15 protein-coding genes are annotated in these 15,773 nt (G+C 73.6%); 5 read left to right on the top strand and 10 right to left on the bottom strand.

What is annotated here, in order from left to right:
- Nucleotides 1-6 precede the first annotated feature (6 nt).
- Together QRT03_RS06520 and QRT03_RS06515 are read left to right on the top strand one after the other, a co-directional pair.
- Nucleotides 7-1,167, top strand: coding sequence for an acyl-CoA dehydrogenase family protein (locus QRT03_RS06520; RefSeq protein ID WP_286051680.1), 1,161 nt, complete (start codon nt 7-9; stop codon nt 1,165-1,167).
- Nucleotides 1,168-1,280: 113 nt separating this feature from the next.
- Entirely contained in the window at nt 1,281-1,778 is a 498-nt protein-coding gene (locus QRT03_RS06515; RefSeq protein WP_286051679.1) for a nitroreductase family deazaflavin-dependent oxidoreductase, read from the top strand.
- Here QRT03_RS06515 and QRT03_RS06510 read toward each other — a convergent pair.
- Together QRT03_RS06510 and QRT03_RS06505 are read right to left on the bottom strand one after the other, a co-directional pair.
- Entirely contained in the window at nt 1,775-3,550 is a 1,776-nt protein-coding gene (locus tag QRT03_RS06510) for an ABC-F family ATP-binding cassette domain-containing protein (protein ID WP_286051678.1), read from the bottom strand. The two genes, QRT03_RS06515 and QRT03_RS06510, sit on opposite strands and share 4 nt — an antisense overlap.
- Nucleotides 3,551-3,589: 39 nt before the next feature.
- Nucleotides 3,590-4,636, bottom strand: coding sequence for a 4-(cytidine 5'-diphospho)-2-C-methyl-D-erythritol kinase (locus QRT03_RS06505; protein WP_286051677.1), 1,047 nt, complete (start codon nt 4,634-4,636; stop codon nt 3,590-3,592).
- A 180-nt stretch (nt 4,637-4,816) separates the two neighbouring features.
- Here QRT03_RS06505 and QRT03_RS06500 point away from each other — a divergent pair, with 180 nt between their 5' ends.
- Entirely contained in the window at nt 4,817-6,187 is a 1,371-nt protein-coding gene (locus QRT03_RS06500) for a hemolysin family protein (protein WP_286051676.1), read from the top strand.
- Entirely contained in the window at nt 6,184-7,173 is a 990-nt protein-coding gene (locus QRT03_RS06495) for a CNNM domain-containing protein (RefSeq protein WP_286051675.1), read from the top strand. Before QRT03_RS06500 ends, QRT03_RS06495 begins: the two co-directional genes overlap by 4 nt.
- Before the next feature lie 150 nt (nt 7,174-7,323).
- Here QRT03_RS06495 and rsmA read toward each other — a convergent pair whose 3' ends face one another.
- From rsmA to upp, 5 genes are all read right to left on the bottom strand, one after another.
- Nucleotides 7,324-8,214, bottom strand: coding sequence for a 16S rRNA (adenine(1518)-N(6)/adenine(1519)-N(6))-dimethyltransferase RsmA (gene rsmA, locus QRT03_RS06490; RefSeq protein WP_286051674.1), 891 nt, complete (start codon nt 8,212-8,214; stop codon nt 7,324-7,326).
- 39 nt (nt 8,215-8,253) lie between these two features.
- Nucleotides 8,254-9,756 (bottom strand): resuscitation-promoting factor, encoded by a 1,503-nt coding sequence (locus tag QRT03_RS06485; protein WP_286051673.1) that lies wholly within the window; start codon nt 9,754-9,756, stop codon nt 8,254-8,256.
- Nucleotides 9,757-10,069: 313 nt separating this feature from the next.
- Nucleotides 10,070-10,927 (bottom strand): TatD family hydrolase, encoded by an 858-nt coding sequence (locus tag QRT03_RS06480; RefSeq protein WP_286051672.1) that lies wholly within the window; start codon nt 10,925-10,927, stop codon nt 10,070-10,072.
- Complete coding sequence (gene metG / locus QRT03_RS06475; protein WP_286051671.1) at nt 10,920-12,716, bottom strand: methionine--tRNA ligase; 1,797 nt, start codon at nt 12,714-12,716, stop codon at nt 10,920-10,922. The genes QRT03_RS06480 and metG overlap by 8 nt, the downstream gene beginning before the upstream one ends.
- A 52-nt stretch (nt 12,717-12,768) precedes the next feature.
- Nucleotides 12,769-13,389, bottom strand: a complete 621-nt coding sequence (gene upp / locus QRT03_RS06470) for a uracil phosphoribosyltransferase (protein ID WP_286051670.1) — start codon at nt 13,387-13,389, stop codon at nt 12,769-12,771.
- 95 nt (nt 13,390-13,484) lie between these two features.
- On the opposite strand from upp, the gene QRT03_RS06465 reads away from it, so the two are divergent.
- Nucleotides 13,485-14,165, top strand: coding sequence for a maleylpyruvate isomerase family mycothiol-dependent enzyme (locus QRT03_RS06465; protein ID WP_286051669.1), 681 nt, complete (start codon nt 13,485-13,487; stop codon nt 14,163-14,165).
- Nucleotides 14,166-14,202: 37 nt separating this feature from the next.
- Here QRT03_RS06465 and QRT03_RS06460 read toward each other — a convergent pair whose 3' ends face one another.
- From QRT03_RS06460 to QRT03_RS06450, 3 genes are all read right to left on the bottom strand, one after another.
- Nucleotides 14,203-14,562: a hypothetical protein gene (locus QRT03_RS06460; protein WP_286051668.1), complete on the bottom strand. Its 360-nt coding sequence runs from the start codon at nt 14,560-14,562 to the stop codon at nt 14,203-14,205.
- 160 nt (nt 14,563-14,722) lie between these two features.
- On the bottom strand, nt 14,723-15,082 hold the full coding sequence (locus QRT03_RS06455) for a hypothetical protein (protein WP_286051667.1): 360 nt from the start codon (nt 15,080-15,082) through the stop codon (nt 14,723-14,725).
- A 43-nt stretch (nt 15,083-15,125) separates the two neighbouring features.
- Nucleotides 15,126-15,539 carry a hypothetical protein gene (locus QRT03_RS06450; RefSeq protein WP_286051665.1) on the bottom strand — a complete coding sequence of 138 codons (414 nt, stop codon included), beginning with the start codon at nt 15,537-15,539 and terminating at the stop codon, nt 15,126-15,128.
- Nucleotides 15,540-15,773 lie beyond the last annotated feature (234 nt).

Here is a 15,773-nt window from a genome sequence, read left to right as displayed (position 1 = left end):
GTCACCATGCCCACGCTGGACACCGAGGAACAGGCCGTCGTCGACCTCGTCCGCGAGTTCGTCGACAAGGAGGTCAAGCCGCAGGTCAACGAGCTCGAGCACGCCGACACCTACCCCGAGGACCTCATCGAGCAGATGAAGGAGATGGGGATCTACGGGCTGGCCGTCCCGGAGCCCTGGGGCGAGGCGCCGGTCTCGATGCCCTGCTACGCGCTCGTCACCGCCGAGCTGGCCCGCGGATGGATGTCGCTGGCCGGCGCCATGGGCGGCCACACCGTCGTCGCCAAGTTGATCCTGGCCTTCGGGACCCAGGAGCAGCAGGACCGCTACCTGCCGCGGATGGCGACCGGCGAGCTGCGCGCCACGATGGCGCTGACCGAGCCCGGCGGCGGGTCGGACCTGCAGGCCATGACGACCACGGCCCGCCGTGACGGTGACGGGTACGTCGTCAACGGCTCGAAGACCTGGATCTCGAACGCCCGCCGATCCGGGCTGATCGCGCTGATGTGCAAGACCGACCCGCACGCCGAGCCCCGGCACCGCGGCGTGTCGATCCTGCTGGTCGAGCACGGTCCCGGGCTCGAGGTCTCGAAGGACCTCCACAAGCTCGGGTACAAGGGCGTCGAGACCTGCGAGCTGGCCTTCACCGACATGCGCGTGCCCGCCGACGCCCTGCTCGGCGACACTGAGGGGCGCGGCTTCGCGCAGATGATGAAGGGGTTGGAGACCGGCCGCATCCAGGTCGCCGCCCGGGCGCTCGGGGTGGGGACGGCCGCGTTCGAGGACGCCCTGCGCTACGCCCAGGAGCGCGAGAGCTTCGGCAAGCCGATCTGGCAGCACCAGTCGGTCGGCAACCACCTCGCCGACATGGGCACGAAGCTGACGGCGGCGCGGCAGCTGATCCTGCACGCCGCCGAGCGCTACGACGCAGGGAAGCGGAGCGACATGGAGGCCGGCATGGCCAAGCTGTTCGCCTCCGAGACCGCCATGGAGGTCGCCCTGGACGCCGTGCGCATCCACGGCGGCTACGGGTACTCGACCGAGTACGACGTCGAGCGGTACTTCCGCGACGCCCCGCTGATGATCGTCGGGGAGGGCACCAACGAGATCCAGCAGGGGGTCATCGCCTCGCAGCTCGTCCGACGGGGCGGGCTCGAACGCTGGTGACGGCGGTCCGACGGGATCGCGGGCCTCCTCCGGGCGCCCCGCGGCGCAGGCGCGCCCGGGATGCCGCCTCGACGATCACGTGCGTAGCGTCAGGAGGGACGACGAGGAGCGTGATGATCCGCTACGTGGACGCCGACCCGGTGCGGCGCGCGATCCGCACGGCCACGACCAGCCGACCGTTGGCCTGGTTGTCGGCCCGGGTCCTGCACCGCATCGACGGCGTCGTGGTGCGGGCGACGAACGGCCGCAGCACGTTCTCCGGTTGGGTCTCCGGGCTGCCCGTCGTCCTACTCACCACCACCGGCGCCCGCACCGGGCTCGCCCGGACCACCCCGGTGCTGGGCATCCCGGACGGCGCCGCGCTGATCGTGCTCGCGGCGAATTTCGGGAAGACCACGCACCCCGCCTGGTACCACAACGTCCGCGCGACCCCGGAGGTCGACGTCGCGGTCGACGGTCGGTCACGGCGCTACCACGCGGTCGAGCTGACCGGCGACGACCGGGACCACTGGTTCGCACGGGCCGTCGAGCTCAACCCCGGCTGGCTGCGCTACCGGACCTGGGCCGGCGAGCGCGCCATCCCGGTGGTCCAGTTGACCCCGACGGGCTAGTCGACCGACGCCTCGAGCCACTGCTCCTCGAGGCCCTCGCGCTCCGCGACCAGGGCCCGCAGCTCGGCGTCGAGGTCGAGCAGCCGGCCGGGGTCGTTCGCGGCGTCGGCGAGCAGCGTGTGCAGCTGCTTCTCCCGGGAGTCCAGCTTCTCGATCCGTCGCTCGATGCGGGCGATCTCCTTGCGGGCCGCGCGCCTGTCGGCCTCCCTCGTGCCGGACGCCGACGACGCCGACGACGAGGCCACCGGGCGGGGCCCGGCGGACGTCTCGAGCTGCTGGTCCCGCCGGCGCAGGTACTCCTCGATGCCGCCGGGGAGGTCGGTGATCCGCCCGTCGCCGAACAGCGCCACCACCCGGTCGCACACGCGCTCGGTGAGGTAGCGGTCGTGGCTGACGACGACGAGCGTGCCCGCCCAGCCGTCGAGGATGTCCTCGAGCTGCTGGAGGGTGTCGACGTCGAGGTCATTGGTGGGCTCGTCGAGCATGAGCACGTTCGGCTCGGTCATCAGCAGGCGCACCAGCTGCAGCCGGCGTCGCTCGCCGCCGGAGAGGTCGGAGACCGGCGTCCACTGGCGCGCGGCCGGGAACCCGAAGCGTTCCGCGAGGGCGGACGCCGTGTGCTCCCGGCCACCGATGAACACCCGCTCCGCGATGTCCTCGACGGCCTGCAGGACCCGACGGTGCAGGGGCAGGTCGGAGAGGTCCTGCGAGAGGTGCGCGAGCCGCACGGTCGTGCCCTGCACCCGGTTCCCGGCGTCCAGGTCCCGCTCGCCGGCCAGGGCCTTGAGCAGCGTCGTCTTGCCCGAGCCGTTGATCCCGACGATGCCCATCCGGTCCCCCGGGCCGATCCGCCAGGTCTGGCGGTCGACGAGCGTGCGGCCGTCGGGCAGGCGCAGGGTCGCGTCCTCGAGCTCGATCACGGTCCGGCCGAGGCGGTGCCGGGCCATCGTCACGAGCTCGACCGAGTCGCGGGGCTCGGGCACGTCCGCGATCAGGGCCTCCGCGGCCTCGACGCGGTAGCGCGGCTTGGAGGTGCGGGCCTGCGGGCCGCGGCGCAGCCAGGCCAGCTCCTTGCGAGCGAGGTTGCGACGACGCTGCTCGGCGGCGTCCGCGAGCCGCGCCCGCTCCGCCCGCGCGAAGATCCAGTCGTTGTAGCCGCCCTCGTACTGCTCGACCTTCCCGTCGACCACCTCCCACGTCCGCGAGGCGACGGTGTCGAGGAACCAGCGGTCGTGGGTGACGACGACGAGCGCGGTCCGGCGGGCGAGCAGGTGCTCGGCGAGCCAGCGGACCCCCTCGACGTCGAGGTGGTTGGTGGGCTCGTCGAGGACCAGCAGGTCGAGTTCCTGGACCAGTGCCGCCGCGAGCGCGATCCGCTGGCGCTCGCCGCCGGACAGGCCCTGCACCGAGGCGTCCAGGCCGCGGTCGCCGCCCGGGCGCAGCCCCTCGATCACGGTCCTCGACCGGGCGTCGGCGGCCCACTCGTGGTCGGGGATCTCGCCGCCGAGCACCGACGCCCGCACGGTCGCTCCGGTGGGCTGCGACTGCTGGGTCACCGACGCCATCCGCAGCCCGCGCACCGGGCTGACGCGCCCGTCGTCGGGAAGGAGCCGCCCGGCCAGGATCGAGATCAGCGTCGACTTGCCGCCACCGTTGCGGCCGACGACACCGACGCGGTCGCCGGTGTCGACGCCGAGCGACACGCCGTCCAGGACGGGCTTCGGGCCACCGAAGGCGATGGCGACGTTCTCGAGGTTGACGAGGTTGGGCACGAGCTTCTTTCTCGACGACGGGGCGGGGCCGGGGCGGTGTCAGGCGTACATGTTCGGCCCGGGGTCGGGCGCGGGCGGGCCGCCGGGGCCGCGGGGCGGGCGGGCGGGATCGCCGTCGATCACCTTGGCGCCGGGCACCGGGCCGTGCGCCACCCGCACGGTGCGGCAGACCCCGGCGCCGGAGAGCTCGGCGGCGACGCGGACCGCGGACGGGCCGTCGGCGCACAGGAACACGCAGGTCGGGCCGGATCCGGAGACCACCCCGGCGAGCGCACCCGCCGTCACGCCCGCGCGCAGGGTCCGGCGCAGGCCGGGGTCCATGCTGACCGCCGCCGCCTGCAGGTCATTGCCCAGCAGCAGCGCGAGCGACCGCGCCTCCCCGGACGCCACCGCCTCGAGCACCGGCTCGACGCTGCCGACCCGTTTGACCGGGGTGTCGGCCGCGGACGTCGCGCGCAGCCGGTCCAGCTCGCCGAACACCGCCGGGGTGGACAGGCCGTGGTCCTGCAGCGCGACCACCCAGTGGAAGGTGTGCCGGGAGAGCACGGGCACGAGGTTCTCGCCGCGGCCGGTGCCCAGCGCGGTGCCGCCGTGCAGGGCGAACGCGACGTCGCTGCCGACCCCGGCCGCGACCTCCATGAGGGCCTCGCGGCCGAGGTCGAGCCGCCAGAGCGCGGCGAGGGCGAGCAGGGTGCCCGCCGCGTCCGCGCTGCCGCCGGCCATGCCGCCCGCGACCGGGATCGACTTGCGGAGGCCGATCCGCACGTCGGGCTCCCGCCCCGCCACCTCGGCGAGGGCGACGGCGGCCTTCCAGGCGAGGTTGGAGGCGTCGAGCGGGACGTCCGCGCGCTGGGCGTCCGTGACGTCGCCGAGCAGCTCGATGCCGGGCGCGCCGGGCCCGATCCGGTCGACCGGACCGCGGCCGGTGTGCGTCGACACCACGGAGATCTCGTCGAACAGGTTCAGCGCCTGGAACACGGTGACGAGGTCGTGGTAGCCGTCGGGGCGCAGGTCGCCCACCGCGAGGTGGAGGTTGATCTTGGCCGGGACACGGACGGTCACCGGGGGCCCGACGGCGGAGAGCACCCGTCCAGGGTACGGACCCGGGCGGTGTGACCCCCCGGTGTGGTGCCCGGGGTCCGGGAACCCGACGAACCGGGCGCACGTTGTCCCTCTCGACGGCCCGAGATCCCCCAGGCAAGGAGCCATGGACCCGAGTCACAGTCCCGACACCGCCCGGCCCGACCGACGGGCGGTGACCCCCCGATGATCGCCACGATCCTCGGCATCCTGCTCGGCATCGTCGTAGTCGTCCTGATCACGGCCGCGACCGGCTACTTCGTCGCGCAGGAGTTCGGCTACATGGCCGTCGACCGGGCCCGGCTACGCGCCCGGGCCGCCGACGGCGACGCCGGTGCCACGCGCGCCCTCGACATCACCCGCCGCACCTCGTTCATGCTCTCCGGGGCCCAGCTCGGGATCACCGTCACCGGCCTGCTGGTCGGGTACGTCGCCGAGCCGCTGATCGGCAACGGGGTCGGCGAGCTGCTCGGGGTGGCCGGGGTGCCCGCGGCGGTCGGCATCGCGATCGGCACCGTGTTCGCCCTGCTGCTCTCCACCGTGGTGCAGATGGTGTTCGGCGAGCTGTTCCCGAAGAACCTCGCGATCGCCCGCCCGGAGCCGGTGGCCCGGGCCCTGGCGCTGTCCACCAAGGTCTATCTCGGCCTGTTCGGGTGGCTGATCCGGGTCTTCGACGCCGCCTCGAACGCCCTGCTCAAGGCGCTGCGCATCGAGCCGGTGCACGACGTGGAGCACTCCGCCACGCCCCGCGACCTCGAGGCCATCATCGACGACTCGCGGGACTCCGGGGACCTGCACCCCGAGCTCGCCGCGCTGCTCGACCGGTCCGTGGACTTCTCCGAGCGCACCGCACGGGCCGCGATGATCCCCCGGCCTCGGGTGAGCACGGTCCGGACCGACGACACCGTCGCCGACCTCGTCGCCCTGATGGCCGGCGGCCACTCCCGCCACCCCGTGCTCGAGGACGAGGGTGCGGACGGCGTCGCGCCGCAGCTCGTCGGGGTCGTCTGCCTGCGCGACGTCCTCGCGCACGACGGCGAGCCCTCCGCGGCGGTGAGCACCCTGATGCGGCCACCCGTCCTCGTGCCGTCGTCGTTGCCCCTGCCGCAGGTGCTCACCACCCTGCGCGCCGAGGGCGAGGAGCTGGCCTGCGTGCTCGACGAGTACGGCGACCTCGCGGGCATCGTCACCGTCGAGGACATCGCGGAGGAGCTCCTCGGCGAGATCACCGACGAGCACGACCCCGCCGACGCCGATCGTGCCCGCGCCGCCGACGACGGGTGGCTCGTGCCGGGCGATCGGCACGTCGACGAGGTGGGGCGCCTGATCGACGCCGACCTGCCCGAGGGCGAGTACCAGACCATCGGCGGCCTCGTGGTCGCCGAGCTCGCCCGGCTGCCGGAGCCGGGCGACGCGGTCGTCGTCACGATCGTCGACGACGACCCCGACGCCGCCGACCGCACGCTCACCGTCACGGTGCGCGAGGTGGAGCGGCGCGTGCCGTCCGCGGTGCACCTGCGCTGGAACGCCGAGGACCGCGAGGAGAGCGTCCGATGAGTCTCGTCGAGATCGTCGTCTCGATCGCCCTGATCGCGCTGTCGGCCTTCTTCGTGGCCGTCGAGTTCGCGCTGGTCGCGGCGCGGACCTACCGGTTGGAGGAGCGGGCCGCGTCCAGCGCCTCGGCGCGCGCCGCCCTGCGCAGCGCGCGGGACCTCTCACTGCTGCTCGCCGGGTCGCAGCTCGGGATCACGGTGTGCACCCTGGCGCTGGGTGCGATCACCAAGCCCGCGGTCGACGAGGCGTTGAACCCGCTGCTGACCGGGTGGGGCGTGCCGTCCGCCGTCGCGGGCGTGGCGTCGTTCGTCCTCTCGCTGGTGGTGGTGACCTTCCTGCACCTCGTCGTCGGGGAGATGGCACCGAAGTCGTGGGCCATCGCGCACCCGGAGCGGTCGGCGGTGCTGCTGGCCCTGCCGATGCGGGCGTTCATGGTCGTCACCCGGCCGCTGCTGGTCGTGCTCAACGGGGCGGCCAACCGCTGCCTGCGGGCGATCGGCGTCGAGCCGGTCGACGAGATGGCGGCCGGGCGCGGCCCGGAGGACCTCCGCGAGCTGATCGACCACTCCGCGGAGGCCGGCACCCTCGACCCGGAGCGGCGCGACCAGCTCCTCGCGGCGCTCGAACTGGAGCGCACCCCGGTGCGCGACCTGGCCCGCGAGCCGGACGGGGTGGACGCCGACGCCGACGTGGCGGCCGTGCGCGCGGCCGCGCGCCAGAGCGGGCACCTCCGGCTCGTCGTCACCGAGCACGGCCGCGCCGTCGGGTTCGTGCACGTCCGCGACACGCTCACCGCGGCCCCGTCGACCGCAGCCCGCTCGCTGATGCGCCCGCTGCTGCGGCTGCCGGCGGACACGCCGCTGCAGACCGCGGTCTCGACGATGCGCGAGCGCCGGGCGCACCTGGCGCTGGTCGAGGACGACGAGCGCACGCTCGGCGTCCTGACGCTCTCGGACCTCGTGGAGCGGCTGCTGCCGGCGCCGGCGTAGGCGCCTCCGCCGGCCGTCGCGTGCTGACCGAAGGGCCCCTTCGCTCGAGTAGATCGAGCGGAGGGGCCCTTCGCTCGGTCCCGACGGCGGGTCCGTGCCACTGGCGAAGGGCGCCCACGGCCCGTCTATCCGACTGAAGGGGCCCTTCGCTCAACCGGTGGGCGGGGTCGCCGCGAGGGCCGCGAACGCCTCGATCCCGAGCCGCTCGGCGCGCGTGGTCGGGTCGATCCCGGCCGCGCGCAGTCGACGCTCGGCGTCCGCGGGCGAGCCGGCCCACCCCGCCAGCGCGGCCCGCAGGCCCTTGCGCCGCTGCGCGAAGGCCGCGTCGACGACCGCGAACACGTCCTCCCGCCGTCCGGACGGCGTGGCGCGGCGGGTGAAGGCCACGAGGGCCGAGTCGACGCCGGGGACGGGCCAGAACACGCCCCGCGGCACCGGGCCCGCCCGGCGCGCGTCGGCGTACCAGGCGAGCTTGGCGCTGGGCGCCCCGTAGGCCGCGTCACCGGGCCGCGCGGCGAGCCGGTCGGCGACCTCGGACTGCACCATCACCAGGCCGCGCCGCAGGTCCGGCAGCTCGGCGAGCAGGTGGAGCACCACCGGCACGGCGACGTTGTACGGCAGGTTCGCGACGAGGGCCGTGGGCGCCTGCGGCAGGTCGGCCGCGGTGATCCGCAGCGCGTCCGCGGTGACGACGTGCAGGGCACGGTCCGGGGCGTGCTCGGCCGCCGTCGTGGGCAGCCGACCGGCCAGGGCGGGGTCGATCTCCACCGCCACCACGGACGCGGCCCGGTCGAGCAGCGCGAGGGTCAGTGAGCCCAGCCCGGGGCCGACCTCGAGGACGACGTCGTCGGGGGCCAGGTCGGCCAGCCGGACGATGCGGCGCACCGTGTTGGCGTCGTGGACGAAGTTCTGACCGAGCTTCTTGGTGGGCCGCACGTCGAGCTCCGCGGCCAGCGCCCGGATCTCACCGGCCCCGAGCAGACGCACGGCTCTCCCGTCGCTGCGCTCGCCCTGGTCGGGCCCCGGGATCACGTCGTCCATGATCCCAGGGCCCGCCCGCGCGCCGTGGCGGCGGCGCGCCTACTTCTTGCCGCAGACCGGCCAGGCGCCGTAGCCCCCGCGGTCGTCACGCACCTTCTCGGCGACGGCGATCTGCTCGGCCTTCGACGCCAGGTCGGGGCGGGACGCGTACTGCCCGCCGCCGTAGGCGTTCCAGGTCTGCTTGTCGAACTGGATGCCGCCGTAGTAGCCGTTGCCGGTGTTGATCGACCAGTTGCCGCCGGACTCGCACTTGGCGATGCGGTCCCACTTGGCGGTGTTGCCGATCGCGGGCTCGGCCTTCTTGGTGCCCTTGCGCATCACGCCGCCGACGGCCTGCTTGGTGACCGTCGGCGCGCCGGTGGCGACGCGCCCGGTCTCCTTGCCGTTGGTGGTGTTGATGGTGAAGTTCTGGACCTGCTCGCCCGCCTGACCGGGCTGCTCGACCCGGGTCTTGCCGGCGTCCAGCGTCGGGTCGTCGATCGTCTGCATCGGCGGGGCGATCGGCTTGGTCTCGGTGACCTGGGTGACCGCGTTGCGGACGATCGTGATGGCGGCGCCGTCCGCCAGGCCGCCGGCGTTCACGGTGTCCAGCGGGCCCATCTGCAGACCGCGCTGGGCGAGGAACTCCTGCACGGACGCGGCCGTGGTGCTCAGCGTCTGCGGGGCGCCGCCGCCGTCGATGAACGTGACGTTCTTCGGGAGCTGGACCGACAGGTTCATCCCGGTCGACGGGATGAGCGAGCCCAGCGGGGCCGAGGCGGCGAGGGCCTGGGTCGGCATGCCGAGCTGGCCGAGGGCCTCCGCGACGGTCGCCGCGGTCGTCGTGATGGTCTGCGGCTTGCCGTCGACGACGAGGTTGACCTGGCGCGAGTGGTTGACGACGAGCCGGTCGCCGTCGCGGATCTCCGCGTTCGGCGAGGGCGACATCTGGTCGGCCGGGCCGACCTCGATGTCCCCGGACTCGAGGGCGCCGGCGACGGTGCCCGAGAAGGTGTGCACGACCTGGTCGACGCCGTCGACCGTGACCGTGACCTCCTTGTCCAGGGCGACCGCGGTGCTGCCACCGGCGGCGACGGCGATGAGGGCCGCCGCCACGCCGCCCTTGACGGCCAGCGAGTAGCGACCGGTGTCGGTGAGGTCGCGCTCGCGGTAGGTCTGGGGGTCGAGCCCGGCCGGTGCCGCGGCGAGCGTGGGCTCGGCGGTCGCGGTGGCCTGCGTGCCGGTCAACCCGGTCCGCGACTCGAGGTCGTTCCAGTCGTCGAGGTCCGGCACGGCCAGCGCGCCGGTCGTCGCCGCCCCTGCCGCGGAGCCGGGCGCTGCCCAGCCCGGCCCCGCGACCGGCAGCGGGCCGGTGATGTCATCGGCCCAGGTGGGGAGCGGACCCGTCTGGTGGGTGGCGCCGCGACGGGCCTGCCACTCGGCGGTGCTGGCGTTCAGGCCGTCCCAGCCGTCGTCGGTCCAACGCTCCTCGAGGGCGTCGAACCAGCCGGTGTCGGCCTGCTCGTCGTCCCGGACCGCGGTACGCGTCGAGTCGGTGCTCATCGGGCGACCGTCGCCGGGTGAGCAGTCAGCGCTAACGGGGAGCCGCTGGGGAGCGAGCACAGTAGAGCCACAGAAGAAATCCGCTTCATCCGTGCGTCCGGGCAGGAACCGCATCCGGGTCGGACCCCGACCGGGAACCCTGGGGAGAGTTCCGGGTCATCCCGGATGCCGGGGGTTGGTTCCATCCCGGCGAGTCACAGCACGGTAACGACTCGGGTGTCAGCACCATCAAGGCGACACGAACGTGGTGCGCCGAACGGCAGCCCGGCGACGACGAACGCGGTCACCGCGTGCTCTTTCGGTCGACACAGCGTCACGGCTGAGGGTGTTCGTCCAGTCGGAAGGTCCGCTGGGCGTTCCGGGTGGCCGCCGCCGCGAGCTCCTCGGGCGCCTCGTCACGCAGCTCCGCGAGGTCTCGCACCACATGGGGGATCACGTACGGCTCGTTCGGCCTACCGCGGAACGGGTGCGGCGTGAGGAACGGGGCGTCGGTCTCGGTCAGCACGAGCTCCGCCGGGGCGTGGGCGGCCGCCTCGCGGAGGTCGGCGGCGTTCGCGTTGCGGAACGTCGCGGTGCCCGAGAACGACATCAGCCAGCCCTGCTCGGCGCACACGCGCGCCAGCTCGGGGCCGCCGGAGAAGCAGTGGAACACCACGGTCTCCGGGGCGCCCTCGGCGCGCAGGACGTCGACGATGCCGTCGTGCGCCTCGCGGTCGTGCACCACCAGCGGCAGGCCGGTCCGCTTGGCGAGGTCGACGTGCCACGCGAAGGCCTCGCGCTGGACCTCCAGCGGCGCGCAGTCCTCCCGGCGGGTGGTCCAGTAGTCGTCCAGCCCGGACTCCCCCACCGCGACCACCCGGGGCAGCGTCGTCAGCCGCTCGATCTCGGCCCGAGCGGTGTCGTCGAGGTCGTTCGACCGGGTCGGGTGCAGTCCGACCGCCGCGAACACCCGCGGGTCGGTCCCGGCCGCCCAGGCGGCCCACTGCGCGGAGGCGAGGTCGTCCGCCGTCGTGACCATCGCCGTGACCCCGGCCGTGCCCGCGCGGTCGAGGACCTGACTCAACGTGTCGGGATCGGTCGCCCCGCACGCGTCGAGGTGCGTGTGCGCGTCCACCACCCCGCCCGGGATGGGCTCCGGGACCGGCGGCGGGACCCGGTCCTTCCTACTCACCGGGCTTGATCGGCGCCCAGGACGGCCCGGTCTCGCCCAGCGCGGTGTCCAGCTTCGCGAAGAGCGGCGTCGGCCGGGACAGCGGCCGCCCGACCGGGATCGGGGTCGACTCCCAGCGGGCCTGCTCGCCGGCGTAGTCGCCGGTGAGCACGGAGTGCGTCGTGCCCATGCCGGTCTCGCCCGCGTCCTCGCGGTGCGGCTGGGCGGCCCACACGCCGGTGCCGCCGAGGGCCTCGTGGACCTTCTGCGCGGCGTGCGGCAGGAACGGCGTCAGGAGCGTGTTCGCGTCCTGCACGACCTGCAGCGCGGTGTGCAGGATCGTGTCGCGCCGCTCCGGGTCGTCCTTGCGCTTCCACGGCTCCTCGTGGCTGAGGTAGGCGTTCGCCGCGCCGACCACGCGCATCGCCTCGCCGATCGCCTGCTTGAAGCGCGAGTGGCCCAGGTGGGCGCCCACCGTGGAGAACGCCGCGCGCGACTGCGCCAGGAGTTCGGCGTCTGCCGGCTCGGGCCGGGTCGGCTCCGGCACCGATCCGACGTTCTTCGCCGCCATCGAGACGGAGCGGTTGACCAGGTTGCCCCACTCGTTCGCGAGCTCGAAGTTCGTGCGCCGGACGAACTCCTCCCAGGTGAAGTCGGTGTCCTGGTTCTCCGGCCCGGCCACGGCGATGAAGTAGCGCAGCGCGTCCGGACCGAACTCGCGCAGGAAGTCCCCGACGTAGATGACGGTGCCGCGGCTCGTCGAGAACTTGGACCCGGACATCGTCAGGAACTCGCTCGAGACGACCTCCGTCGGGAGGTTGAGCGTGCCCAGCTCGCCCGGGCTGCCGCCCCGGTCGCCGGCGCCGTTGTTGCCCAGCAGGATCGCGGGCCACATCACCGAGTGGAAGGTGATGTTGTCCTTGCCCATGAAGTAGTAGGCGGAGGCCTCCGGGTCGTGCCACCACTGCTTCCAGGCGTCCTTGTCGCCGGAGCGCTCGGCCCACTCCACCGAGGCCGACAGGTAGCCGATGACCGCGTCGAACCAGACGTAGAACCGCTTCATCGGCGCGTCGCGCCACCCGTCGAGCGGGATGCGCACGCCCCAGTCGATGTCGCGGCTGATGGCGCGCGGCCGGAGGTCGTCGATGAGGTTGCGGCTGAAGTTCAGGACGTTCGGCCGCCACTGCGTGCGCGTGTCCAGCCAGCGGTGCAGCGACTGCGAGAACGCCGGGAGGTCGAGCATCAGCTGCTCGGTCTCGCGGAACTCGGGGGTCTCGCCGTTGATGCGGCTCCGGGGCTCGCCGAGGTCGGCCGGGTCGAGCTGGTTGCCGCAGTTGTCGCACTGGTCGCCGCGGGCCTGCGGGTAGTTGCAGATCGGGCAGATGCCCTCGATGTACCGGTCGGGCAGCGTGCGTCCGGTCGACGGGCTGATCGCGCCGAGCGTCGTCTCCGGCAGGACGTAGCCGTTGCGCCACAGGGCCGTGAACAGCTCCTGGGTGACCCGGTGGTGGTTGTCGGTGGAGGTGCGGGTGAACAGGTCGTAGGACAGGCCGAGGCCCACCAGGTCGTCCTGGATCACCCGGGAGTACCGGTCGACGAGCTCGCGCGGCGTGGTGCCCTCGGCGTCGGCCTGCACCTGGATCGGGGTGCCGTGCTCGTCGGTGCCCGACACCATGAGCACCCGGTTGCCGACCATCCGCTGGTAGCGGGAGAACACGTCGGAGGGCACACCGAAGCCGGACACGTGGCCGATGTGCCGGGGGCCGTTCGCGTAGGGCCACGCGACGGCGGTCAGCACGGACTCGCTCATGATTCCATTGTCCCGCTGACGTCGAGCCGCTTCCGATCGGGCTACACGGCGGTCACATCGCTCCGAACTGCCGGTCCCCCGCGTCGCCGAGGCCCGGGACGATGTAGCCGTACTCGTTGAGCCGCTCGTCGACGGTGGCAGTCACCACGCGCACGTCGGGGTGGGCGGCGCGCAGCCGTTCCACCCCCTCCGGGGCCGCCACGACGCAGACGGCGGTGACGTCGTCGGCGCCGCGCGCGGTGAGCAGGTCGATGGTGTGGGCCATCGAGCCGCCCGTGGCGAGCATCGGGTCGAGGACGAACACCGGACGGCCGGCGAGGTCGGCGGGCAGCGACTCCATGTAGGGGGTGGGCTGCAGGGTCTCCTCGTCGCGGGCGACGCCGACGAAGCCCATGAGCGCGCCGGGCACCTGGGCGTGCGCGGCCTCGGCCATCCCGAGTCCGGCCCGCAGCACCGGCACCAGGACCGGCGGGGCCACGAGCGCGGCGCCCGTCGTGTCGGCCACCGGCGTCGTCACCCGCACGTCGGTGACCGGGGCGTCGCGCAGGGCCTCGTAGACGAGCATCGTCGTCAGGTCCCGGACCGCGGCGCGGAAGGCGGCGCGGTCGGTGCGGGCGTCGCGCAGGGCGGCCAGGCGCACGCGGGCGAGCGGGTGGTCGACGACGAGCAGCATGGGTGCGGAACCTACCGAGACGCCGCCGGCCCGGCTCCTCCCGCGGACGGGGGAACCCGTCCGCGGCCCGACCCGCCGTCTGGAAGCCTGGGCCCGTGCTCGCCGACGCCTACCGCTCCGGTCGTGCCCGCGTCGTCGAGCTCGTCGAGGATCTTCCTGACGACCGGTCGGGGCGCGTCGTGCCCGCGTGCCCGGACTGGACGGTGCGCGACCTGCTCGCTCACCTCGTCGGGACGGCCGCCGACGTGACCGCCCGGCGCACGTCCGGCCTGGCCGGCCCGGACTGGACCGCCGCGCACGTGGCGGCCCGGCGCGGCGTCGACGTCCCGACCCTGCTCGCGGAGTGGGACCGGCACGTGGACGCGACCGCCGACGCGCTCGAGGACCGCCGGGTACCCGTGACCGTGCTGGGCGACCTGCTGGTGCACGAGGGCGACCTCGCGGAGTCCCTGGGTGCCCCGCAGCCGCCGTGGGACGGCTGGGCGTCGACCGCGTCCGTCCTCGTGCGCCAGGTGATCAAGGGCATCCGCGGGCGGGAGACCCTGGTGGTGCGCGCGGGCGGCACCGAGTGGCGCAGCCCCGACGACGCGGCGCCGGACACGGTGCGCAGCGTGGTCAGTGTGGATCTCTACGAGCTCTACCGCGGCCTGCAGAGCCGCCGGAGCCGCGACCAGATGCGGCGCTGGGACTGGGACGGCCCGACGGACCCGTGGATCGACGCGCTCCCGGTGCACGGACCCCGGGACGACGAACAGCCGGTGCCCCCTCCCCGGTGATGAGGAGGGGACACCGGCTGCCCGGTGTGTGGCGGACTCAGAGCGGGAGCAGGCCCGTCAGCGTCTCGACGATCGACGACTCCGTGGTGGTCTCCTCGGAGGAGGTCTCGGTGACGGTGTCGCCGTTGGTGATGACGCCCGCGAGGGTCGCGACGTTGTTGCCCGAGAGGATCTCGTTCCCGTTCAGGATGTCGCAGGTGTTCGACAGGCCGAGGTCCTGGTCGCCACCGGTGGTGTCGCCGAGGGTGCTGCCGGCACCGTTCTCGGCGGACGCCTTCGCGACGTTCGAGCAGCCCTGGGCCGGGGCCGACTCGTGGGCGGAGGCGACACCGGCGAGCGAGCCGAGGCCGGCACCGAGGAGGGCGGTCGAGACGACGACCTTGCGCAGCATGGACATGGGTTCTCCCTGGTCTGGGTGAGGCGCCCGGGGTCGGGGACCGGGCGGAGTGAACGGAGCAGTGGGTGCGGGCACCCACGGCGGAGGGGAGCGGGGTGGGCCGGCGGTCGCCGGCCCACCCTCCTGCTCCGAACGGGGCGAACCCGTCCGGGGAGTGCGACTAGAGAGCCGGCGCCGGCGGCGTCACCGTCGTCGACTCGTCCGACGTGTCGGTGGTCGTCGAGCTGCGCGTGATGTCGGTCGTGTCGCCGTTGACGATCGTGCCGAGCGCCGACGCGACGTTGTTGCCGCTGCCGATCTTGTTGCCGTTGAGGATGTCGCAGGTGTTGCTGAGGTCGAGCGCCTGCGCACCGCCGGTGGTGTCACCCAGCGAGTCGCCCGACGAGTTCTTCGAGGCGGCCTCGGCGGCGTTGGAGCAGCTCTTGCCGGCGTCGTGGTGCTCGTGGGCCATCGCGACACCAGCGGTGGAGGCGAGGCCGGCGCCGACGACGGCGGTGGCGATCAGGGTCTTGCGGAACATGAGGTTCTCCCAGGGAGCGAGACGGACGGGCAGGGCCCCGGACTCAGCCGAGCAGGCCACCGAGCAGGCCACCCAGGTCCAGCCCGCCCGGGGCGGCCGGGGCGGCCGGCGCGGGGGCGGTGGTGTCGGTGGTCTCGGTCGAGGTGGACGTCGAGGTCCGCGTGATGTCGGTCAGGTCGCCGTTGCGGATGGCGCCACCGGCGGTCGCGACGTTGTTCTCGCTGCCGATCGAGTTGTCGTTCAGGATGTCGCAGACGTTGCTGGCGTCGAGGGCCTGGTCGCCGCCGGTCGTGTCGCCCAGCGAGTCGCCCGAGCCGTTCTCGGCCGCCGCGGCGATCTCGTTCGAGCAGCCCTTGGCGTCGCCGTGCCCGTGGTTGTCCCACGCGAAGGCGGCACCGGACATGGAACCGAGGCCGGCCCCGATGATCGCGGTGGTGAGAACGGTCTTGCGCAGCATCGACATGTGGTATTCCCCCGAAGGTCGTCGTCGGTCGTCGTGCGCCGTTCCATGCGACGCATGATCGGCCACGTCGCAGTCAACGGATGGCCCATTGCCGGGTCACGGGACAATCACGACGTTCGCCCGTTCGTGAATTCCACGTCGAGACCTCTGCGCTTTCGGCCTATTTCTCCACGCTTTTCTCGGACACCCTTCCCGTGCGACGACGACGGGCCGGTGCCCGCCCCCCGG

Source organism: Actinomycetospora termitidis, from assembly GCF_030286555.1.
GTDB classification, from domain to species: Bacteria; Actinomycetota; Actinomycetes; order Mycobacteriales; family Pseudonocardiaceae; genus Actinomycetospora; species Actinomycetospora termitidis.
This window is presented reverse-complemented; position numbering and strand designations above follow the sequence as displayed.